22 protein-coding genes are annotated in these 20,658 nt (G+C 51.5%); 17 read left to right on the top strand and 5 right to left on the bottom strand.

What is annotated here, in order from left to right:
- The first annotated feature begins 53 nt into the window (after window positions 1-53).
- The 11 genes from GKG34_RS02000 (at window position 54) to GKG34_RS01950 (ending at window position 10,676) form a co-directional block, all read left to right on the top strand.
- Window positions 54-1,997 (top strand): recombinase family protein, encoded by a 1,944-nt coding sequence (locus GKG34_RS02000; protein WP_154255503.1) that lies wholly within the window; start codon window positions 54-56, stop codon window positions 1,995-1,997.
- A gap of 15 nt (window positions 1,998-2,012) precedes the next feature.
- Entirely contained in the window at window positions 2,013-2,915 is a 903-nt protein-coding gene (locus GKG34_RS01995) for a LysR family transcriptional regulator (protein ID WP_154255502.1), read from the top strand.
- 194 nt (window positions 2,916-3,109) lie between these two features.
- Window positions 3,110-4,015, top strand: a complete 906-nt coding sequence (locus GKG34_RS01990) for an alpha/beta hydrolase (RefSeq protein ID WP_347563414.1) — start codon at window positions 3,110-3,112, stop codon at window positions 4,013-4,015.
- A gap of 22 nt (window positions 4,016-4,037) precedes the next feature.
- Complete coding sequence (locus tag GKG34_RS01985) at window positions 4,038-5,195, top strand: iron-containing alcohol dehydrogenase (RefSeq protein WP_154255500.1); 1,158 nt, start codon at window positions 4,038-4,040, stop codon at window positions 5,193-5,195.
- Between the two features lie 20 nt (window positions 5,196-5,215).
- Entirely contained in the window at window positions 5,216-5,893 is a 678-nt protein-coding gene (locus GKG34_RS01980) for a flavodoxin (RefSeq protein WP_154255499.1), read from the top strand.
- 26 nt (window positions 5,894-5,919) lie between these two features.
- Window positions 5,920-7,026, top strand: coding sequence for an alpha/beta hydrolase (locus GKG34_RS01975; protein WP_243139192.1), 1,107 nt, complete (start codon window positions 5,920-5,922; stop codon window positions 7,024-7,026).
- A gap of 5 nt (window positions 7,027-7,031) precedes the next feature.
- Complete coding sequence (locus GKG34_RS01970; protein WP_154255497.1) at window positions 7,032-7,781, top strand: carboxymuconolactone decarboxylase family protein; 750 nt, start codon at window positions 7,032-7,034, stop codon at window positions 7,779-7,781.
- An 11-nt stretch (window positions 7,782-7,792) separates the two neighbouring features.
- The gene (locus GKG34_RS01965; protein ID WP_154255496.1) at window positions 7,793-8,242 is read left to right on the top strand and encodes an NAD(P)H-dependent oxidoreductase; all 450 of its coding nucleotides are present in this window, start codon (window positions 7,793-7,795) and stop codon (window positions 8,240-8,242) included.
- Between the two features lie 13 nt (window positions 8,243-8,255).
- Window positions 8,256-9,101: an aldo/keto reductase gene (locus GKG34_RS01960; RefSeq protein WP_154255495.1), complete on the top strand. Its 846-nt coding sequence runs from the start codon at window positions 8,256-8,258 to the stop codon at window positions 9,099-9,101.
- On the top strand, window positions 9,098-9,994 hold the full coding sequence (locus tag GKG34_RS01955; protein ID WP_154255494.1) for a prolyl oligopeptidase family serine peptidase: 897 nt from the start codon (window positions 9,098-9,100) through the stop codon (window positions 9,992-9,994). The genes GKG34_RS01960 and GKG34_RS01955 overlap by 4 nt, the downstream gene beginning before the upstream one ends.
- 4 nt (window positions 9,995-9,998) lie before the next feature.
- Window positions 9,999-10,676: a DUF4405 domain-containing protein gene (locus GKG34_RS01950; RefSeq protein WP_154255493.1), complete on the top strand. Its 678-nt coding sequence runs from the start codon at window positions 9,999-10,001 to the stop codon at window positions 10,674-10,676.
- Window positions 10,677-11,106: 430 nt separating this feature from the next.
- On the opposite strand, the gene GKG34_RS01945 is transcribed toward GKG34_RS01950, so the two are convergent.
- Window positions 11,107-11,997 (bottom strand): helix-turn-helix transcriptional regulator, encoded by an 891-nt coding sequence (locus tag GKG34_RS01945; RefSeq protein WP_347563413.1) that lies wholly within the window; start codon window positions 11,995-11,997, stop codon window positions 11,107-11,109.
- Between the two features lie 268 nt (window positions 11,998-12,265).
- Between GKG34_RS01945 and GKG34_RS01940 the strand changes: the two genes are divergently transcribed.
- The 6 genes from GKG34_RS01940 to GKG34_RS01915 all read left to right on the top strand — a co-directional run bounded on the left by GKG34_RS01940 (window position 12,266) and on the right by GKG34_RS01915 (window position 18,012).
- Window positions 12,266-12,886 (top strand): CHC2 zinc finger domain-containing protein, encoded by a 621-nt coding sequence (locus GKG34_RS01940; protein WP_154255492.1) that lies wholly within the window; start codon window positions 12,266-12,268, stop codon window positions 12,884-12,886.
- On the top strand, window positions 12,858-14,231 hold the full coding sequence (locus GKG34_RS01935; protein ID WP_154255491.1) for a phage/plasmid primase, P4 family: 1,374 nt from the start codon (window positions 12,858-12,860) through the stop codon (window positions 14,229-14,231). Before GKG34_RS01940 ends, GKG34_RS01935 begins: the two co-directional genes overlap by 29 nt.
- A gap of 398 nt (window positions 14,232-14,629) precedes the next feature.
- On the top strand, window positions 14,630-14,848 hold the full coding sequence (locus GKG34_RS01930) for an LLM class flavin-dependent oxidoreductase (RefSeq protein ID WP_154255490.1): 219 nt from the start codon (window positions 14,630-14,632) through the stop codon (window positions 14,846-14,848).
- On the top strand, window positions 14,845-15,801 hold the full coding sequence (gene mobV / locus GKG34_RS01925; RefSeq protein ID WP_154255489.1) for a MobV family relaxase: 957 nt from the start codon (window positions 14,845-14,847) through the stop codon (window positions 15,799-15,801). The genes GKG34_RS01930 and mobV overlap by 4 nt, the downstream gene beginning before the upstream one ends.
- Window positions 15,802-15,810: 9 nt before the next feature.
- Window positions 15,811-16,020 carry a hypothetical protein gene (locus tag GKG34_RS01920; RefSeq protein ID WP_154255488.1) on the top strand — a complete coding sequence of 70 codons (210 nt, stop codon included), beginning with the start codon at window positions 15,811-15,813 and terminating at the stop codon, window positions 16,018-16,020.
- Window positions 16,021-16,047: 27 nt separating this feature from the next.
- Entirely contained in the window at window positions 16,048-18,012 is a 1,965-nt protein-coding gene (locus GKG34_RS01915) for a recombinase family protein (RefSeq protein WP_154255487.1), read from the top strand.
- A gap of 61 nt (window positions 18,013-18,073) precedes the next feature.
- Here the strand turns inward: GKG34_RS01915 and GKG34_RS01910 are convergent, their stop codons facing one another.
- From GKG34_RS01910 to GKG34_RS01895, 4 genes are read right to left on the bottom strand one after another with little or no spacing between them, the layout of a single operon-like run.
- Window positions 18,074-18,526 (bottom strand): low molecular weight protein-tyrosine-phosphatase, encoded by a 453-nt coding sequence (locus tag GKG34_RS01910; protein ID WP_005944118.1) that lies wholly within the window; start codon window positions 18,524-18,526, stop codon window positions 18,074-18,076.
- Window positions 18,523-18,939, bottom strand: a complete 417-nt coding sequence (locus GKG34_RS01905; protein ID WP_005944121.1) for a response regulator transcription factor — start codon at window positions 18,937-18,939, stop codon at window positions 18,523-18,525. Before GKG34_RS01905 ends, GKG34_RS01910 begins: the two co-directional genes overlap by 4 nt.
- A gap of 20 nt (window positions 18,940-18,959) precedes the next feature.
- Window positions 18,960-19,436 carry a 6,7-dimethyl-8-ribityllumazine synthase gene (gene ribE, locus GKG34_RS01900; protein ID WP_005944123.1) on the bottom strand — a complete coding sequence of 159 codons (477 nt, stop codon included), beginning with the start codon at window positions 19,434-19,436 and terminating at the stop codon, window positions 18,960-18,962.
- Between the two features lie 21 nt (window positions 19,437-19,457).
- Window positions 19,458-20,654 carry a bifunctional 3,4-dihydroxy-2-butanone-4-phosphate synthase/GTP cyclohydrolase II gene (locus GKG34_RS01895; RefSeq protein ID WP_005944126.1) on the bottom strand — a complete coding sequence of 399 codons (1,197 nt, stop codon included), beginning with the start codon at window positions 20,652-20,654 and terminating at the stop codon, window positions 19,458-19,460.
- Between the last annotated feature and the right edge of the window lie 4 nt (window positions 20,655-20,658).

Below are 20,658 nucleotides of genomic sequence, written 5' to 3'. Positions count from 1 at the left end.
ATCGCAGCTTTACATAGGATATTTTCCAAAAGTAAATTTTGGAGGTATGAATTATGAACCGATATGGAAAACGCTGTGTTTTGTATCCGAGGGTCAGCACAGAGATGCAAGTGGACGGATACAGCCTGGAAGGTCAAAAAAATATGCTGACACGATTTGCGGATCGTGAGGAAATGATCATTGTTGATACTTATGAAGATGCCGGTAAATCCGGTAAATCCATTGAGGGACGGCCTGCCTTTCAAAAAATGCTCAGAGATATTGAGGATGGCTTGGACATTGACTATATTTTAGTGTATAAGCTGTCACGGTTTGGTCGTAATGCAGCAGATATACTTAACTCTTTGGAGTTGGTTCAATCTTATGGTGTAAATCTGATTTGCATAGAAGAAGGGATTGATTCCTCTCAGACAAGCGGAAAACTTTTGATTTCTGTACTATCTGCTGTGGCTGAGATTGAGCGTGAGAATATTATCGAGCAGACGATGAACGGGCGGCGCGAAAAGGCACGGCAGGGTGGATGGAATGGTGGCTTTGCTCCCTACGGATATACACTGGAAGATAACAAGCTGATGATTGAAGAAACAGAGGCTGTGGCAATACGGAAGATTTTTGAATTATATACTTCATCGGAAATCGGTTTGGGTGGTATTGCGAATCAGTTGAACTTACAAGGTATACGGAAAATTCCGAGGCAGAATGGCACATTAGAGGATTGGACAGGACATTTTATTAAACTGATATTGGATAACCCGGTTTATTGCGGTAAAATTGCTTATGGACGGAGAACGAAGGAAAAAGTCAAAGGCACAAAAAACGATTACCAGATGAAAAGAAATGACGATTACATTCTGACAGAGGGACAGCATAAAGGAATCGTTAGTGAGGAGGTATGGGAAAAGGCTCATGCCAAGCGTCTTAGAACCGGAGTAAAGCAACCGTCAAAAATTGGGCGAGATCGAGTTCATTTGTTATCCGGTCTGCTGAAATGCCCGGTTTGTGGAAGTCCCATGTATACGAATAAACACGCATGGACAAATAAAGATGGCACTTACAAAGAAATTTACTATTATGTATGTAGTCGGAATAGGATGGTCCGGGGGAAGCATTGTGAATATAAGGCGATGCTGAAAAAGACCGATATTGAACCGATGGTCATTGAGGCAATTCGTGAGATCGTAAGGAATGAGGAATATGCCCAAGCCATTAAAAAACGGATTGGCGTTCAGATTGACACGAAAGCAGTGGATAAAGAACTGGAGGGCTATCAGGCAAAGCTGAAGGAAGTTGATCTGAATAAAACAAGATTGGAACGGGAAATTGACAGTCTCCCTGCTGATGCAAAATATCGGGAACGAAAGCTCCATGATATGACCTTGCGGTTAGATTCCCTATATGATGTCATTGTTGAGCTGGAGGAAAAAATCGAAGATGCCAGACTTCGGCGAGATGCAATTAAGCAGCAGGCAATTACTCTTGAGAATATTTACAAAATCATGGTGAATTTCGACTGCGTTTATAATATAATAAATGACGAAGAAAAGAGAAATGTGGTCACAGCCTTGATTAAGGAAATTGAAATTTACAGGAATGACGAGTCTGAATATCCGCTAAAGCGGATTGGTCTGAATTTTCCGGTGTTCAAGGATGGCGGGGAAGTTACGGAGCTTTTGTGGGACAAAGGGAATACCGTTGAGACGGTTTGTCTATTAGTTCTGAGAAATCCGGTAACACATATCAACATTGATGTGGATGTGGAAGAAATGGTGCAGGATAAAAGAGGACTGGCAACCTATGGGCAGATCAAGGATTATGTTCTGGAACGCAGCGGTTTGAAGATCAGTAGTCTTTATATCGCACAGGTAAAGCAGAAACACGGCATTATTGAGCGGGTGAATTACAACAAGCCCAAGTCCGAGAATGCTAAACAGCCGCAATGCCCGCCGGATAAGGAAAAAGCCATTACGGAAGCACTGAAGCATTTTGGAATGCTCTAAAAAAGGAGGTGCTTCATGTATAACCCACAACTTGAGACTTTTCTCCGTGTGGCGGATGCAGGCAGCTTCAACAAAGCCGCCGAAGAAAGCTACATCACGCCCACGGCTGTCATCAAGCAAATCAATCTTTTAGAAGAATCCCTCGGCGTGAAGCTCTTCGACCGTAGCCACCGGGGGCTGCAACTCACAAAAGCTGGGCGCTCTATGTACCAGGATGCAAAATATATCATCCAGTATTGCCGGGACTCCGTGACTCGGGCAAAAAACGCCATGCAGGGGGATGAGAACATCATCCGTATCGGTTCCTCGCCCATGACTCCGGCACAGCTCCTGATGGAGCTCTGGTCCAGAGTTCAAACGCTGCACCCGGACATCAAATTTCAGATCGTCCCCTTTGAGAACACCCCGGAAAATGCGAGAGAGATCCTTGCAAATCTCGGAAAGAACATTGATGTAGTAGGCGGTATTTTTGATGAGACCATGCTGCACCTGCGGGGCTGTGCTGGGTTGGAGCTGACGCGGGGGCGCTTCTGCTGTGCTGTTTCCATTCACCATCGACTGGCAGCAAAGGATAAATTACAGATCACAGATCTTTATGGCGAAAATCTCATGCTGATGCACCGGGGATGGAGCCATTATGTGGATCAACTCCGAGATGACCTCTGGCAACACCATCCGCAGATCCATATCGTAGATTTCGACTTTTACAACATGGATGTGTTCAACCGCTGCGAGAACACCAACGATGTGCTGCTGGCGATTCCAGGCTGGGCAACTGTCCATCCGCTTCTGAAGGTAATCCCAGTGGAATGGAATTACAGCATTCCCTACGGCATCCTCCATTCCCCGGAGCCGACGCCTACGGTACGGCGGTTTCTGGATGCGGCGAAGGCCGTCAGAAAAGAACTGTACGGCTGATTATAACCCAAAGGTATATACTGATGAACAAAGCGAGACTTCCGCGGAAGTCTCGCTTTTCTTATAATAATGGCAGAAAACAAAAGGTGGTCGAACCCATGAAACCAGTCTCATACATGGCAATAGTTCTATGCGTCATGCTATTCTTGACCGGATGCAGCTCCGGCGCGGTAGACGAGGAAGTGAACGAATCCGTGCGAAATAAAACCGCCGTGCAAAATAAAACCGAACCCTTTACCCGCAATACAAAAATCGAAGATGTCATCAATGCTCCGTCCTTTGACGGCTTCGGGCGGCTGCTGTTTCCAACGGACGAGTATTATTACAGCGGCGACACTCTGGAAGAACTTCAACTGACCTACTACAGCCATATTGATCCAGACGAAACGGTGGAGATCGTGAACACCCTGCGAGAGCGGGCAGCGGGCGGCCAAACCATCTTCTATGACATCTACACCGACGAGGAAAAGGCGGCTGACCCTGCCAAAGAAGATACAGGATTGTTTTTCTTCAAGGGAATCCCCGGCGAGAAGTTCGCCATCTGCAATGCAGGCGGTGCCTTTGCCTATGTGGGGGCCATGCAGGACAGCCTCCCTCATGCGCTGGAGCTTTCCCAAAAGGGTTACAACGCCTTCGCTCTCATTTATCGCCCCGGCGCACAGACCGCCTGCGAGGACTTGGCAAGAAGCATCCGCTTCATCTTTGACCATGCGGACGAACTGGAAGTGGACACCGGCTGCTACTCCCTATGGGGCGGTTCGGCAGGTGCACGGATGGCGGCGTGGCTGGGGTCTTACGGTGCAGAAGCTTTTGGCGGCGGTGATCTGCCCCGTCCCGGTGCGGTCATCATGCAGTACACGGGACTGAGCGAGTATTCCGAAAGTGATCCGCCCACCTATGCCTGTGTCGGTGACAGGGACGGCATCGCCAACTGGCGGGTCATGCAGGCGCGACTCGAAGCCATGCAGCAGGCCGGGATCGATACGGAGTTTCATGTGTATTCCGGTCTGGGGCACGGCTTTGGACTTGGGACTGGAACCAGCGCCGAAGGCTGGATCAATGATGCCGTTGCCTTTTGGGAACAGCAAATGAAGAAATAACATTCAGAAAGGATGCGTTTTTATGAACAACTTTATTTTTGAAAACAAGACCAAGGTGTATTTCGGCAAGGGCGGCGTGAAAGAGTACCTCGGCAGTCTGCTGGTGAACTACGGGGAAACCGTCATGCTGGCCTACGGCGGCGGCTCCATCAAGCGCAATGGCGTGTATGATGAGATCGTGGGCATTCTGAACGCCGCAGGCAAGCGCATCGTGGAGTTCTCCGGTATCATGTCGAACCCCACTTATGCCAAGGTGCAGGAGGGCGCGAAGCTGGCGCGGGAAAATCATGTTGACCTCATCCTCGCCGTGGGCGGCGGCAGCGTTTCCGACTGCTGCAAGGTCATCTCCGCACAGGCGAAGCTGGACGAGGACATCTGGGAGATGCAGTACACGAAGCACACGCTGCCGACCAAGTTTATTCCCCTCGGCACGATTGTCACGGTGTTCGGTACCGGCAGCGAGATGAACAACGGGGCCGTCATCACCCACGAGGGAAAGAAAATCAAGGGCGCTCTTTGGGGCGCGCAGGCGGAGTTCGCGTTCCTTGACCCCAGCTACACGCTATCCGTTCCCATGAAGCAGGTTATTTCCGGTGCGTTCGACACGCTGAGCCACGCGATGGAGACCTACTTCGGCAAGCCGGATGAAAACAATCTTTCCGATGACATCAGCGAGGCCGTTATGCGGAGCGTGATCCGCAACATCCGTGTCCTGCTGACCGACCCAGAGAATTACGATGCCCGCAGTGAACTGGCGTGGGCCTCCGCCATGGCAGAAAACGGCGTGCTGAAAATCGGCAAGGTCACCGACTTCCAGTGCCATATGCTGGAGCACCAACTGGGCGCTTACACCAACTGCAATCACGGCGCGGGTCTGGCGGTGATCCACCCCGTTCTGTACCGCCATATCTACAAGTCCGGCGCGGCGCGGTTTGCACGGTTTGCGCAGAATGTCTGGGGTGTCGCACCCAAGAGCAGCGACGAGGAAACCGCTCTTGCCGGTATCGACGCACTGGCTGCGTTCATCAAGGAAATTGGCCTGCCCACCACCTTTGCAGAGCTGGGCATTCCTGCCGACACCAACTTCCGTGCCATCGCTGATTCTACCAACGTCACCGCTGGCTGCTGCAAAAAGCTGAGCCATGATGAAATATATGGCATTCTTTGCGAATGCAAATAATTTGAAAGGATGATTTTGACATGAAAAAACTGACCGTAATTTTGCTGAGCGCTGTGCTTGCACTTAGCCTTGCCGCATGCAGCTCTACAAACCAGCCTATTTCTTCCACCACGCAGCCCGAAACCTCTGCGCCGACCGAACAGCCCGCCACGGAACCGTCCGAAAGCTCCTCGACCGCTCCCGCAGAATCCGAGCCGGAGACCCAGCCCAAGACAGGCAAGACGCTGGTGGTCTACTACTCCGCTTCCGGTAACACCGAGCGGGTGGCCAAGGATATTGCAGAGGCAGCCGGTGCCGACCTCTTTGAGATCGTTCCCACCGAAGTCTACACCAGCGAGGACCTGAACTGGACGAACTCCGACAGCCGCGTCAGCCGGGAGCATGACGACGAGTCCCTGCGGGATGTGCCCCTGACCACCACTGAAGTTCCCGATTGGGATTCCTATGACACCGTGTTCATCGGTTATCCCATCTGGTGGGGTATCGCAGCGTGGCCCGTGGACACCTTTGTAAAAAACAATGATTTCACCGGCAAGACCGTCATCCCCTTTGCCACTTCTTCCTCCTCCGGCATGGGTCAGAGCGGCAGTTTGCTGGCCGACATGGCCGGTACCGGCGAGTGGCAGGAAGGCCAGCGGTTCTCCTCCGGCGTTTCCAGTGATGATGTGCAGTCCTGGGTCAATGGACTGGGTCTGTAATGCATAGAAACAAAGTTTTCGCCGCAATGCTTGCAATTCTCATGGTCGTGTCGCTGACCGCCTGTGGCCTGGAGTCCGCCGGGACTCCCGGCGGTGAGCTGGAAAACGGCGTTGCGGCGATTGAAGATGCTATGACAACGAAACCAAACAAAAGCAGTTCTGCTTCCACCACCCCCATCGATGATCTGCGCGACGGATCTTCGACGGACACCGTAGCCACGCCGGGCGATTTTCCTGATGCATACAACTACGGCAGCGGCAAGATTTCCGATTATTCCCGCACAGCCATGCTGCAAAAGATGCCGGAACCGGCAGGTAATAAGACTGTTCTGATCGCGGCAGCAGACCCTGCAAACATTCAAGTGCTCTATCTCTGGGAGGAGGGCAATGTCCCCGCCAGGACGAAGTTTACGCAGGACATGACCGGATATTTCGATGACTGGAACTTCCGCCCCTATGTCACCGCTATCCCCGTCCGGGAGGGCGTGAAGCCAAAAGGCGCGGTTGTGCTGATGGCGGGCGGCGCTTATCAGTTCCGGGGCAACTACACCGATTCGCTGCCCACCGCCGCAGCACTGCGAGAGCTGGGCTTTCAGACCTTCATCGTAGATTACCGCCTGTCTCCTTATACGCAGGAGGAAGGTGCGCTGGATGTGGCGAGAGCCGTCCGTTTTGTCCGCAAAAATGCGGAGATCTATGGTATTGACCCAGATGATATTGCCGTCATGGGCTTTTCGGCGGGCGGCATTCAGGCCGGTGAATTTCTGATGCACTATGACGAATATGTGACCGGCACGGCGCTGGACAGCACCTATGTGCCGGACGAGCTGGACGCCGTTCTCGCCTATGCCTCCGCCGCAGGCATGATCTATTCCTTCTATGGCCGCCTCAGCGTGGGAAATATGGATGCAAGCTGGTTGGCTGAGGGCAATTTGCCGCCGACCTTCTATGTCTACGGCACCGAGGACCCCTTCTATCGTCAGTTCCAGCAGCAATATGATGTGATCTCCGGAATGGGCATTTCCACCGGGCGCATCGTGCTGAACGGCTGGCCTCACGGTTTCGGCTCCGATGGTGGTTGGGTCAAAGATTATGCCGCATGGCTGGAAACAGTTTTCAGTGAAATGGAGTGACCGACATGAAGAAAATAACAGCGGGCAGGGATATTTTAGGTGAATTTGCACCGAAGTTCGCACAGCTCAATGATGATGTTCTTTTCGGTGAGGTTTGGAGCCGGGAAAGCGAGCTTTCCGCACGCGACCGTTCCCTCATCACCGTGACAGCGCTGATGGCGCAGGGGCTGACGGATACTTCCTTCGGTCATCATCTGGCAATGGCAAAGGAAAATGGGATCACCCGCAGCGAAATTGCGGAGATCCTGACACACGCCGCATTTTATGCGGGTTGGCCGAAGGCATGGGCAGCATTCCGCATGGCAAAGGACATCTGGGCAGACGAGGAAAGCGCCGACGAAAAGCAGCGTCATCAAAACAGTATGATATTTCCCATCGGAGCGCCCAATGACGGTTTCGCACAATATTTCAGCGGGCAGAGCTATCTTGCGCCGGTTTCCACGGCGCAGGTCAAAATCTTCAATGTAACCTTTGAACCCGGCTGCCGTAACAACTGGCACATCCACGAGGCGGACAAAGGCGGCGGACAGATCCTTATCTGCGTGGCCGGGCGCGGTTACTATCAGGAATGGGGCAAGGAGCCGCAGGAGCTGCACCCCGGCGATGTGATCAACATTATGCCCGGTGTAAAGCACTGGCACGGCGCTGCGCCGGACAGCTGGTTTTCCCATCTGGCTGTGGAAGTACCTGGAGAAAACTGCCGCAGTCAGTGGTGTGAACCGGTGAGTGAAGAAGAATATCAAAAACTGAAATAAGGAGTATTGCTATGAGTATTTTATTTATCAACGGCAGTCCCAACAAAAATGGCAACACCGCCGCACTGGCGGCAGAGCTGCTGAAAGATCACGAATATGAGACTTTGAACCTTACGGACTACACCATTGGTGCATACGGCCAGAACCTCCCCGGCGACGGGCTGGATGCTGTCATTGGTGCCATGAAGCAGGCGGACATCGTCGTCATCGGCTCACCCCTGTACTGGCACAACATCTGCGGCAGTGTCCGCAATGTGCTGGATCGTTTCTACGGCAAGGTGGAGAGCGGCGAACTGTCTGGACGCAAACTGTATTTTGTGTTTCAGGGCGCTGCCCCGGAACAGTGGATGCTGGATGCGGGCGAGTACACCATGAAGCGCTTCGCCGGTCTCTACGGTATGACCTACAGCGGCATGGCGACCAATAAAAACGAAGCCACGAAACTTGGAAAGAACATTTAAGGAGGAATCTTTTATGGAATACGCAACTCTCAATAACGGCGTGAAAATGCCCATGGCCGGTATCGGTACGTTTCTTCTGACCCCGGACGAGGCAGAGGCCTCCTGCGTCAGTGCCTTGCGGAATGGCTATCGCCTGATTGACACAGCCAACGCCTATGTGAACGAAAAGGCCGTTGGCCGCGCCATGAAGAAGTCCGGCTTGCAGCGGGAGAAAATTTTTCTCGAAACCAAGCTGTGGCCCAGCTTCTATGAGCAGCCCGATGCGGTGGACAAGACCCTTGCCCGTCTGGACACTCCCTACATCGACCTGCTGCTGATCCACCAGCCCGCGGGCAATTATGTGGCGGGCTACCGTCAGATGGAGAAGGCGTACAAGGAGGGCAAGGTGCGAGCCATTGGCCTGTCCAACTTCAAGAAGGAGCAGATCGAGGAGATCCTCTCCCTCTGTGAAGTAAAGCCTACCGTCTTGCAGACCGAGCTGCACCCCTATCATCAGGAGCCTGAACTGAAAGTCTTCCTGAAGGAGAACGGCATCGTGCCGCAGGCATGGTATCCGCTGGGTCACGGCGACAAGGCGCTGCTGGAGGAGCCGCTGTTCGCTCAGCTTGGCAAGAAGTACGGCAAATCCGCGCCCCAGATCATTCTCCGCTGGCATATTCAGAGCGGCAACATTGTTATCCCCGGCTCCAAGAATCCCGACCATATCAAGTCTAACTTTGACCTCTTTGATTTTGCCTTGACCGATGCCGAAATGGCGCAGATCACCGACCTTAACAAGAATGTGCGCTACTACACCAGCACCCCGGAAATGCTCAAAAAGTATGCGAAAATGGTTCCGCCGGTGGACGAGCAGAAATGAGACGGTTCCTTACGTTCTGGCTAGCGGTGTCGCTGCTGGTTCTCGCGGGGTGCGGAACCAGAGAAGCAGAACCGTCCCAGCCGGAGCCGCCTGCCGTTACGGCACCGGACATAGACACGCCGACCACATCACCGGACGAGCCTGCTGAGAACACGCCGCCCGCCGAAACGTCGACGCCGGTTCAGACTGGCCTGTTTGCAGAGCAAATCTTCTCCGGCGCGGACGGTGACATCCATTACAGCTATTATCTGCCAGACAGTTACGATGGCAGCCGCAAGTTTCCGATGATGGTCGTTATGCCAGGCTATAACATGATGTGGTTCGGTGAAGATTCTTCCGGCAGCAATCTGAACTGGAGCGGCTTCACCGCATGGACAAGACTGGACACCGAGATGGTCGTGGTTTCTGCACAGCTCACTGACTGGGGCGAAAAATCCGCCCGGCAGGCCATTGAACTAACGGAATACTTTATCAATAGTTTTGCTGTGGATACCAGCCGGGTCTATGCCGCCGGGTATTCCGCAGGCGGCGAGACCATGTCCCGTGCGGTGGCCATGCGGCCCGACTTGTATGCCGCCTATCTTCACGGCGCTTCTCAGTGGGATGGCTACTATGCGCCCATTGCGGAGAACGGCGTGGCGGTCTATATCTACATGGCCGAGGGTGACGAGTATTACGGCAGCGCCAAGGCCCGCTCGGCCTACGAAAATCTCCACGATGCCTATGAAAATGTCGGTTGGAGCGATGCCGACATCGACCAGGTTCTTCGTATTGAAACACCCGACAACGCCTTCTTCAACGCCAAGGGTATCTACAACTACCACGGCGGCGCTAATGTGGTCTTTGACGATCCGGATAACCTGAACTGGGTGATCTCCCACAGCAAAGGATGACAGTATGAAACCAGTCATGAAAGTGAAAATCAGCATCGACGCGGCCATGACGCTGGCACTGCTGCTTCTGATGGCCTACGGCCTTGTGGGCGAAGCAGCCCACGAGTGGGTCGGCATGGGAATGTTCGCCTTGTCCGTGGCGCACCATGTTTTGAACCGCCGATGGATTCAAGCTGTGCCGCGGGGGCGCTACACGCCCCTGCGCATCGTGCAGACGACACTCATCGGGCTGATTTTTCTGTGTATGGTCGGTTCTATGGTCAGCGGTATCGTGCTGTCTCGCCATGTGTTTGCGTTTCTCCCCAGGCATGGCGGCTATGAGCTTGCACAGCAGGTGCATATTCTCTGTGCCTACTGGGGCTTCGTCTGTATGAGCCTGCATCTGGGGTTTCACTGGAGCATGATGCTGGCGATGGCGCGCAAACACTTGCAGCCTTCATCCATGCGAATATGGAGCCTGCGACTGATCGGCTGGCTCTGGGCAGTGTATGGCGCGTTCGCTTTCCGACGCAGAGGCGTTAGTTTGTATCTGCTGCTCAGAAGCCACTTCGTATTCTACGATTATTCCGAGCCTGTAATCCTCTTCCTGATCAACTATCTCTCCGTAATGGTGATGTTTGTGCTGATTGGATATCTTATATCAATGCTGTTGAAACGGCTGCCCACTTTTTATTTACATTGAGTGTGATAAAAACGCTGCAATTTTCGTCCAATTATATGGCGAAGATTGCAGCGTTTTTTTATTTTCAAGCTGTTGCTTTTGCAGTTTGCATATGCGCCTGCGAAGAAAATGAGGGATTTCAAAGGGAACATCCCTTTGACGCTGGGTTTCCAATAGGGGTGCGAGCATCCCTGTTGGCACACGATTTTCCGCAGGAAAGTCTAGTGTGTTATACCTTTGCTTCCGGCTGACGCGGGAAAGGGGCTGGCTTCGCCATCTGCTATGAGGGCAGATAGCGGTAGGCAGACACTTTTCTGCGGCAGTAGGACAGGCGGATTTTGTGACACCAAGGTGACACAAATGCAGGATTTTTGAAAAGAAAAATCCGACTGGCCGGAGAAGGAAGCAGAGGTATATACAGCCCTCGTCCCGCCGCAGCGATGCTCCTGTTTCAGCGCTTCTTTCGTTTCCCTTTGCCGTGGGTCATGGTCGTTTTCCCGCGTTGGCTGATGGGAGTTTTTAGGTGCTTGGACTTCTTGAGGATTCCAATCAGCGAAACAAACTCTTCTTTCGTGAGCGTGTCGTAATCAATACCCAGTGTTGCAAGGTACGCGCGGATTTTCTTTTCCTCGGAGCTTCCCTCAAAATGTACGGCCTCCATCAACTGCTTCTGCACAGCGGCGGCAGACAGGTCATCGTCTGCGGTCAGAGCATCTGTCCTGTGTTCCTCACGGATGTCCCGCAGGATATTGCTTAGATCGTCCGCAACGAGATGCCCGAAATATTCTTCCTCTTGTATCTGCGCCGCTTTCAGAGTATGGAGGTACAGATCGTTAGCTTCCTCGCCATGCTCCATCAGAACCATCTGGCGGGTAGCTTCCAGAACCGTATTCATATCCTTGATCCGCATATCTGCGATCCGGTCAACGTAAATCTCAGCATCCAGCATAAGCCGCTGGAAATCCTTGTTGCAGATCAGCTCCGACAGCAGCCGGTGGTTGAACTTGCCTGTTCTTAATACATCAATCGAAGCATCACTCAAATGCAGCTCATGCAGAGCTGTGTTTGGGTGATTTTTTGTTTCCGTCCGCCCCATCAGATAGTCGCAGGAAACACCGTAATAGTCAGCCAGCACCAAAATGCTATACGGGCTGATGTCCTTGCCGTTATCTAATTCATATTTGCCAAGTGCGGATTTCGAGATACCAACCTCGGCAGCAAGCTGCTCCAAGGTCAGCTTTCGTTCTACTCGTAAATCTTTCAACCGCTCTCCGATTGTCAGCTTGACTTGCATACAGCAGCCTCCGTTTCCATTTTCCTGTATTATATCATGCTTTTTCATTTTGTGTCTCAAAGCGTGGAAAATTTCAACTTCTACCCCACTTTTCCTACCTCTTGGATATACGGGAAAGAGCCTGTTTTCTTACTAAAATTTAGACGTAAACCACGCAGAACCTTGAAAATTTCATGACCGTCCGATGAGGATATGCTTTCCAGAGAAGTATCGCATTCAGCGTACCAAGGAAGAGGCAACGCCGGGGTAAGGACTCGGGCAGGAATGGCATCGGGTAGAACGGCGAAGTTCAATTATTTTACAGGAGGAAACAGGTATGGATTTATTTACACAAATCAAGATGGGAGTTTCCGTAAAAGAGGCTGCCAAATACTACGGATTGGAAGTAAACCGTGGCAACATGGTCTGCTGTCCCTTCCACAACGACCGTACACCCAGCATGAAGTTGAATGAGGATTACTTTTACTGCTTCGGTTGCGGGGCAACTGGTGACGTGATCGACCTTGTGGCAAGGCTGTTCAACCTGAGTAGCTATGACGCAGCGAAAAAGCTGGCGTATGACTTTGAGATTGATCCGGACAAGCCCCCGGCTGCGGCAACGCTGCGGAAACCGAAATATCCGCTGGCAAAGGCGTTCCAGAGAGAGGAACTGCATTGTCAGCGGGTATTGCGCGATTATCTGCATCTTTTGGAGCGCTGGAAGGTGCAGTGCGCACCCAAAACGCCGGAGGATACCATTGATGACCGCTTTGTGGAAGCCTGCCAGATGCTCGATTATATCGAGGATCTGACAGATATTTTAACCTTTGAGGAGTTGGAGGCTCGTGTGAAAACTGTGGATATGCTGCAAAAGGACGGCATGATTGACCGGCTGGAAGAACGCCTGAAACGGACGGAAAAGGAGGTGGATGTCCGTGACGAAACGGAAATCGGCTAATTTAGACGCGCCCATCTGGTTTGATGGCACCAATATCAATGAGGCGCTGTTCTGCGATGAATTTCTGAACAGTCGGAAAATCATCTTTGCCGATGGCGCGTTTTTCACACCGGTCGGCAGAGTGACCGATGATCTGCCGCTTCGCGGCGAAATCTACGAAGAACTGAAATGCTGCGCCGTGAACAACATCCCACGGAAAATCACTAACATTCTGGAAGTGATGAAACTGGCGGCTCATGTGGAGGACTTTGCACCGGAGGCAGATAGAATCCATCTGTCAAACGGTACTTTGAAGCTGGACGGCAGCTTTACCGAGGGCAGACCGAACATCGTGCGGAGCAGACTGCCGGTGGCATACCGCCCTGATGCACCGGTTCCTGTTCGGTGGCTTTCCTTTCTGGATGGGCTTCTTTACGCGGAGGACATTCCCACCTTGCAGGAGTTCATCGGTTATTGCCTGATTCCCAGCAACAAGGGGCAGCGCATGATGGTGATTAAAGGAAACGGCGGCGAAGGGAAATCGCAGATCGGTGCCGTGCTGGGTGCGCTTCTCGGCAGTAACATGAAGGACGGCAGCATCGGCAAAATTTCTGAAAACCGCTTTGCTCGCGCCGACCTGGAACACATTCTGCTGTGCGTGGATGATGATATGCGAATGGAAGCGCTGCGGCAGACCAACTACGTCAAGTCCATCGTGACCGCCCAAGGCAAAATGGATTTGGAGCGCAAGGGTAAGCAGAGCTACCAGGGGTGGATGTTTGCCCGCCTGCTGGCGTTCTCCAACGGCGATCTGCAAGCGCTATATGACCGAAGCGACGGATTCTACCGTCGCCAACTTGTACTGACCACCAAGGAAAAGCCTGCGGGACGGGTAGATGATCCTGACCTTGCCGAAAAACTGAAAGCAGAGGTTGAGGGTATCTTTCTGTGGGCGTTTGAGGGCTTACAGCGGCTTGTTGCCAACAACTTCAAGTTCACGGAGAGCCAGCGCACACGGGATAACCGGGAGGCAGTCAAGAGGGATAACAACAACGTCTTTGATTTTCTGGAATCCGAGGGCTATATCCGGCTGAAAGCAGACTGCACCATCAGCTCCAAAGCCTTGTATGAAATTTACCGGATGTGGTGTGAGGAAAACAATCTGACACCGTTAAAGCGCCGCAGTTTCAGCGAGAGTGTGATTGCGAACCAGAGCAAGTACAATCTGGAATACTGCAACAAGATCACCAATGCTGCCGGTCGGCGTGTATGGGGCTTCTTCGGTATTGAAGCGATTGCCAGACCTAATATAAACGGGTTTTCTGATGTTTCAGAGCATACGTACGTACCGGAGGACTGGCGATGATTCTTCTACGACTGCGCCGTGTACGTATGTACGCAGCGTTTCGCCCCAAATACCGCTATATAGGAAAAGCGCTGACCAGCAGAGCCTATATTTTTGGGCACGAAATCAAGTTGAGTGAAATCCGTAAATTATTTGCCTGATGGCAGAAATGGTTTCACGGAATCGCGCTTCTCAGAACAGCAACATGGGTGCGCGGAAATATGAGAAATCATACGGGTTAGAGTAAAGTCACACGGAACAGAAAAGTCGATAGGTGTCACTTGTGAACAGGACTTCATAACGGCGATTCTGAGCGGATTTGACGGCAACGGAACTGTTCACGATACAGCGAAGCGGATGCGCCGAATGGCGTGCTGACTTCGCTTTTTCATTATCTGAATTATGGAGGGGATCTGAATATGAGTGTACGCAATGAGATCAAGGCGCAGATCGTCCGCGCCGGTTTTACCATGCAGGAGGTTGTTGACCTGCTGTATGATGAATATGGCTGGTCGGACAGCGTTTCCAATTTGTCCGCCAAATTGCAGCGGGAGAGCATCCGCTACAAGGAGGTCGTGGAGCTGGCCGACGTGCTGGACTGCGACATCGTGTGGGTGAAGCGAGGGGAGCGCCGATGAAAGCACAGTACGCCATTCTCCGCTTTGCCAAGTACAAGGGGCCGGAAATCGGCCACATCGAGTCCCACAACGAGCGTACCAAGGAGAAGTACGCCAGCAACCCCGACGTGGACACGGCGCGCAGCCACCTCAATTTCCATCTGGTGACGCCGCAGCGCAAATACCGCGCCGAGGCGGAAAAGCAGATCGCGGAGGCAGGCTGCCGCACGCGGTCGGACAGCGTGCGCGTGGTGGAGGCGCTGGTGACTGCCAGCCCGGAGTTCTTTAAGGGCAAGAAAAAGGGCGAAATCAAGGCCTATTTTCAGGAGGCGCTGGATTTTATCCGGGAACACCAGGATCCCAAAACCATTATATCCGCCGTGGTGCATATGGACGAGAAAACGCCCCATATGCACCTTTCTTTTGTTCCGCTGACAGAGGATGGGCGGCTCTGTGCCAAAGAAATTGTTGGAAACAAGAAGAAGCTGACACAGTGGCAGGACAGGTTTTGGGAGCATATGGTCAAAAAATACCCAGATTTGGAGCGCGGCGAGAGCGCCAGCGAAACAGGACGCGACCACATCCCGCCGCGGCTGTTCAAGGAGGCCGTCCACCTGAACCGGATGAAGGAACAAATCATGGCGATTCTGAACGACACGAATACGTTCAACAAAAAAGCCAAGCTGGATGAACTGGAAGCGCTGCTGGGCAAGTACGTTCCCGGCACGGAAGCTCTGCGGACGAAGCTCAGAAAATATGATAAGGCGTATAAAGCGCTTTCTGATGAGAACAGCGCACTGGAAGCGGAATTAAAAACAGCAAAAGATGCCAGCAAGGAAAGAATTGCGGACCGACTGAAATACGGAAAAACAGAGCAGGAGCTTTGTGAGCTTCATGCTCTGATAGACAACATGCCACCGGAAATTGTAGCTGCTTATAGGAGAAAAACGACAGGATTGCAAAACGAACGTTGAGGATAGCTTATGAACAATGAATTGATGCGGGATGAAAACTTCATTCGTTGTTCTACGATGATCGCCGAACTGCTGATGAAGTATAAATCTATGGAAACAGAAGAAGACCAAGAGGGCTGGATGCAAGAAGAGGCATCCAGCCCTCTTCTTTTTTTGCTGCGGCTATTGAAAAGCTTTCTGTCATCATTTATACTATTTGAAGTAGATGTTTACTGCTGACAAAATGGAGTGAAGGAGGTACTGTCCATGGAAAACGCATACATATATACACGTGTTTCAACTTTGATACAGGTGGACTGTTTTTCTCTTGAGGCACAGGAAGCGGAAATTAGAGCTTTTGCGGAAGCACGCAAGATCAATATCGTCGGGAAATATACGGATGAAGGAAAATCCGGCAAGAATGCCGAGCATCGTCCTGCCTTTACGCAGATGATGGAGGATATTCGGAGCAAGAAGGACAACATTCGTTATGTTCTTGTTTTTAAGCTTTCCCGTTTTGCCAGAAATACCAGTGATACCGCAAAGTATCTTCAGGAACTTTCAAGCTATGGAATCGGTCTTTTGGGGATCAAGGACGGAATTGACACTTCAACCGTTACCGGTAAGATGATTGCAAATATTATGGGAGCTGTTGCGGAAGTCGAGCTTGAGAACATTCATGAACAGACGCTTGCCGGAAGACAGCAAAAAGCCAGAAGCGGTCTCTGGAACGGAGCGCAGGCCCCGTTCGGATATTCTTTGAAGGATAAAAAACTAATGATATATCCGAAAGAGGCGGAAACGGTCAAGGAGATTTTCCGGCTCTACACAGAGGAAGGACAGAGCATCAGCTACATTGCAAAGAAACTTAATGACGAAAACATCCAGCGTGAGCAGCGGGGAAATGTAAAAATCTCTGGCTTTACAGACAGAACCGTCCGTGTCATTCTCAGCAATCCGATTTATGCAGGTATGATCTCCTACGGTCGCCGACATACAGTAAAAGTTGAGGGAAAGAACAACGAAACGAAGGTTGTGAAGCAAGACGATGAAAGCAAGATTATTCTTGTGGATGGCGTGCATGAACCGATTGTCAGCAAGGAGACTTTTGCAAAAGCAGCAGAGCGGCTGAAAAAGAATGTTGCCCATCGAAAAACCCGAAGTGACAGTACGACCGTTTATCCACTGACCGGCCTGATCAGATGTCCAGACTGCGGAAAAAACATCTTTGGTTATACTGCGCCGCCAAGGAAAAAGAAAAACGGAAAAGAAGGTTATTATCCGAGATATATTTCCTATCGGTGCATATCCGGAAGAGATAGAAACGGGATCAGCTGTTCTCTTGCCAACAAGTATTACAGCGGCACCAAACTGGAAACCGAGGTGAAAGAGGTTATATCCTCCATGGTGACAATCCCGGAGTTTGTAGAGCTTATTTCTCAAAAGATTGATATCCAGACAGATGTAAATTCTCTGCGGAAGAAGCAGACAGCAATCCGAAATGAGATCACCAAATATAGCGGCAATCTGCTCCAGACTGAAAAGAGACTGACGGAGCTTGACATTGCGGATAGGCACTATCAAAATAAAGTAGACAGTCTGAATCGTATTCTGGATGACCTGTATGAAAAGATCGAGGATGCACAGACAAGACTTGATGAAGTAGATCAGGAAATCGCTATGGTTGAAAAATCTGCCATGACGAAGAAATCCATCTTTGAAATGCTGGAAGGCTTCAGCAAGTATTACGATGTCATGTCGCCGGAGGATAAAAAGGCATTGTTGCAGGCTATGGTTTCGTTTATAGAGCTGTATCCGGAAAAGCGGGATGACAAGCATCTGATAAAGACGATACATTTCACCTTCCCTGTTACCTACGATGGTGAAAGCGGAGCATTATTTGTCAGAACTAATAAACAGCAAGTTGAGACGGTATGCGCTTTGTCCAAACTAAATGCAAAGCAACATATCGAGGTTGAGATTAAGACGGACGAGCTGGATTTGACTGCTGCGGAGAGTAAGGCTACTTATGAAGAGATCCGGGAGTACGTCAAGGAGCACACCGGTCTGAACGTGAGCGACCTCTATATTGCACAGGTCAAGCGCAAGTGCGGCATCAAGGAGCGGCAGAACTACAACAAGCCTAAGGCTGAGAACCCCAAGCAGCTCAAGTGCCCGCCGGAGAAGGAAAAAGCCATCCGGGAGGCGCTGAAGTATTTTAAGATGATTTGAAATAAAAAATAGACGGATGTCTGTCAACTGGCAGACATCCGTCCGTTTTTATGATAATCTGTTATGATCGCAGTTCCTCAAGCAATGCCGTGCATCCTTCCAGTATATCCTGCCATGTGGCTTCAAAATCTCCCGTGAACCATGGGTCTGCCACTTCACGGGGATGATCCGTATGCGCCATCAGTAGCGAGACTTTATGCTGTGGGTCTCCGCCGACAAGCCGCAGGATGTCGCACAGATTACTTTCGTCCATGCCAATCAGATGATCATACCGTGCATAATCCAGCCGGGTCATCTGCCGGGCGGTCTTGCCGTTGCAGTCGATGCCATGTTCTGCCAGCTTCTGCCGTGCAGGAGGATAGACCGGATTTCCGATTTCCCATGCACTGGTGGCGGCTGATGCGATTTCAAATTGCTCGGATAGTCCTGCCTTGGACGTAAGGTCTTTCATCACATACTCCGCCATCGGGCTTCGGCAGATATTTCCGAGACAAATAAATAAGATCCTGGTCATGCCGGGTCGTTCTCCTTTTGGCTTACAAAAGCATAGCCGCCGTGGGTAGTGCGGATAAAGCTACCGCAGCCGGCCAGCTTCTTTCGCAGATTGGAAACGGTATTTGCCACGACCTTTAAGGTGTCGTCACAGTTTTGTCCCCACACAGCACGGAAAAGCTCTTCTTTTGAGAAGATTTGTCCTTCGTGGGAGGCAAGCATCAGCAGCAAATCGAACTCCAGTCGTGTAAGGGAGACTTTTCTGCCGTTGCACGACACTTCGTGGGTCATTCCGTCCAGTGTAAGCCCCGGAAGAACCAACTTCTCCCATGAATCAATGGATATTTGCTCTGCCTCGATGTGCTCTCGTTCCAGAAGCATCCGGATCTTCTGCTCCAATTCCGGGTCAGGCTGTCGGGTCTTTATAACGATCATGGCAAACTCCTGCGTGTATTTTACTCTGCGGCGGTATCCATTTCCCGGAGCAGGTTTACCATCTCGATGGCACTGACTGCACAGTCATAGCCTTTATTACCTGCTTTGGTGCCTGCCCGCTCGATGGCCTGTTCGATGTTTTCGGTGGTCAGAACACCAAAGAGGACGGGAACCCCGCTTTCCAGCGAGACCGTGGCAATGCCTTTGGAAACCTCATTGCACACATAGTCGTAATGGCTGGTAGAACCGCGAATCACGGCACCAAGGCAGATCACAGCATCATACTTTCCGCTTTTTGCCATTTTAGAGGCAACCAGTGGGATCTCAAAAGCACCTGGAACCCATGCAACATGAATATCAGCGTCCTGCATATCGTGCCGGAGCAGACCATCCATTGCTCCGCTCAGAAGTTTGGACGTGATAAATTCGTTGAAGCGGGCAGCTACGATACCGACCTTGATGTTCTGAGAAACCAGCTTACCTTCAAATGTTTTCATTTTTAAATACCTCTTTCGTTGTTAATATTCCAGAAGATGCCCCATCCGTGCCTGCTTCGTTTTCAGGTAAAACAGGTCATACGGGGTCGCCGTCATCTGAATGGGTACGCGCTCGGAGATCTCCAGCCCAAACTCGGAGAGCTGATATACTTTGTCCGGGTTATTGGTAAGCAGGCGCAGGCTTTTTACGCCAAGTTCCCGGAGGATCTGTGCGCCGAGATAATACTCCCGTTCATCTCCATGGAACCCCAGAGCGAGATTGGCTTCCAGCGTATCCATGCCCTGCTCCTGAAGTTCATAGGCACGCAGCTTGTTGATCAGACCGATGCCCCGGCCTTCCTGCCGCATATAGAGCAGGATACCCCGGTCTTCTTTTTCGATCTGCGTCATGGCAGCGGCCAGCTGTTGGCCGCAGTCACAACGCAAAGAGCCAAATGTATCTCCTGTCAGGCATTCCGAGTGGACGCGGCACAGAATATCCTTTCCATCGCCAATGTCACCTTTTACCAGTGCAATGTGATGCTCTCCGTTCAGGCGGCTCACAAAACCATAAGCTCTGAAGGTGCCATACTTGGTGGGCAGGTTCACTGCCGTCACCTGATCGACCAGTTTATCGTGACACTTGCGGTACTCCTGTAAATCACGGATGGTGATGAATTTGATCTGGAAACGCTCTGCCAGCTTTGCCAGTTCAGCGGTGCGCATCATCGTGCCATCCTCCCGCATGATCTCGCAGCACAGGCCGCATTCTTTCAGCCCTGCCAGACGGCACAGGTCAACGGTTGCTTCCGTGTGACCGTTGCGCTCCAACACACCGTTCTTTTTTGCCAGAAGGGGGAACATATGGCCCGGTCTGCGGAAATCTTCTGCTTTTGCGTGATCGTCCACACAAGCCATCGCCGTAATGGAACGCTCTGCGGCAGAAATGCCCGTAGAAGTAGAAACGTGGTCGATGGACACCGTAAATGCCGTTTCATGGTTGTCGGTGTTATACTGCACCATCTGCGGAAATTGCAGCTTCTGGACGAAAGCCTCGGACATTGGCATACAGATCAGACCTTTGCCGTGGGTCGCCATAAAGTTGATGTTTTCGGTGGTGGCAAATTCGGCAGCACAGATGAAGTCCCCCTCGTTTTCACGGTCGGGGTCATCCGTTACCAGAATGATTTTTCCTTGCTTCAGGTCTTGCAAAGCTTCGGGAATGGTATTGAAGTTCATCGTA

The sequence above is a fragment of the Faecalibacterium sp. BIOML-A4 genome, assembly GCF_009679665.1.
Classification (GTDB): Bacteria; Bacillota; Clostridia; order Oscillospirales; family Ruminococcaceae; genus Faecalibacterium; species Faecalibacterium taiwanense.
The sequence above is the reverse complement of the archived record's forward strand: the minus strand, read 5'-3'. Positions and strand labels throughout refer to the sequence as shown.

Bases quoted from the DNA above. Each gene is read 5' to 3' on its own strand.
- GKG34_RS02000 (WP_154255503.1), top strand. From the start codon at position 54: ATGAACCGATATGGAAAACGCTGTGTTTTGTATCCGAGGGTCAGCACA.
- GKG34_RS01995 (WP_154255502.1), top strand. From the start codon at position 2,013: ATGTATAACCCACAACTTGAGACTTTTCTCCGTGTGGCGGATGCAGGC.
- GKG34_RS01985 (WP_154255500.1), top strand. From the start codon at position 4,038: ATGAACAACTTTATTTTTGAAAACAAGACCAAGGTGTATTTCGGCAAG.
- GKG34_RS01980 (WP_154255499.1), top strand. From the start codon at position 5,216: ATGAAAAAACTGACCGTAATTTTGCTGAGCGCTGTGCTTGCACTTAGC.
- GKG34_RS01975 (WP_243139192.1), top strand. From the start codon at position 5,920: ATGCTTGCAATTCTCATGGTCGTGTCGCTGACCGCCTGTGGCCTGGAG.
- GKG34_RS01970 (WP_154255497.1), top strand. From the start codon at position 7,032: ATGAAGAAAATAACAGCGGGCAGGGATATTTTAGGTGAATTTGCACCG.
- GKG34_RS01965 (WP_154255496.1), top strand. From the start codon at position 7,793: ATGAGTATTTTATTTATCAACGGCAGTCCCAACAAAAATGGCAACACC.
- GKG34_RS01960 (WP_154255495.1), top strand. From the start codon at position 8,256: ATGGAATACGCAACTCTCAATAACGGCGTGAAAATGCCCATGGCCGGT.
- GKG34_RS01955 (WP_154255494.1), top strand. From the start codon at position 9,098: ATGAGACGGTTCCTTACGTTCTGGCTAGCGGTGTCGCTGCTGGTTCTC.
- GKG34_RS01950 (WP_154255493.1), top strand. From the start codon at position 9,999: ATGAAACCAGTCATGAAAGTGAAAATCAGCATCGACGCGGCCATGACG.
- GKG34_RS01945 (WP_347563413.1), bottom strand. From the start codon at position 11,997: ATGAAAAAGCATGATATAATACAGGAAAATGGAAACGGAGGCTGCTGT.
- GKG34_RS01940 (WP_154255492.1), top strand. From the start codon at position 12,266: ATGGATTTATTTACACAAATCAAGATGGGAGTTTCCGTAAAAGAGGCT.
- GKG34_RS01935 (WP_154255491.1), top strand. From the start codon at position 12,858: ATGTCCGTGACGAAACGGAAATCGGCTAATTTAGACGCGCCCATCTGG.
- GKG34_RS01930 (WP_154255490.1), top strand. From the start codon at position 14,630: ATGAGTGTACGCAATGAGATCAAGGCGCAGATCGTCCGCGCCGGTTTT.
- mobV (WP_154255489.1), top strand. From the start codon at position 14,845: ATGAAAGCACAGTACGCCATTCTCCGCTTTGCCAAGTACAAGGGGCCG.
- GKG34_RS01920 (WP_154255488.1), top strand. From the start codon at position 15,811: ATGAACAATGAATTGATGCGGGATGAAAACTTCATTCGTTGTTCTACG.
- GKG34_RS01915 (WP_154255487.1), top strand. From the start codon at position 16,048: ATGGAAAACGCATACATATATACACGTGTTTCAACTTTGATACAGGTG.
- GKG34_RS01910 (WP_005944118.1), bottom strand. From the start codon at position 18,526: ATGACCAGGATCTTATTTATTTGTCTCGGAAATATCTGCCGAAGCCCG.
- GKG34_RS01905 (WP_005944121.1), bottom strand. From the start codon at position 18,939: ATGATCGTTATAAAGACCCGACAGCCTGACCCGGAATTGGAGCAGAAG.
- ribE (WP_005944123.1), bottom strand. From the start codon at position 19,436: ATGAAAACATTTGAAGGTAAGCTGGTTTCTCAGAACATCAAGGTCGGT.
- GKG34_RS01895 (WP_005944126.1), bottom strand. From the start codon at position 20,654: ATGAACTTCAATACCATTCCCGAAGCTTTGCAAGACCTGAAGCAAGGA.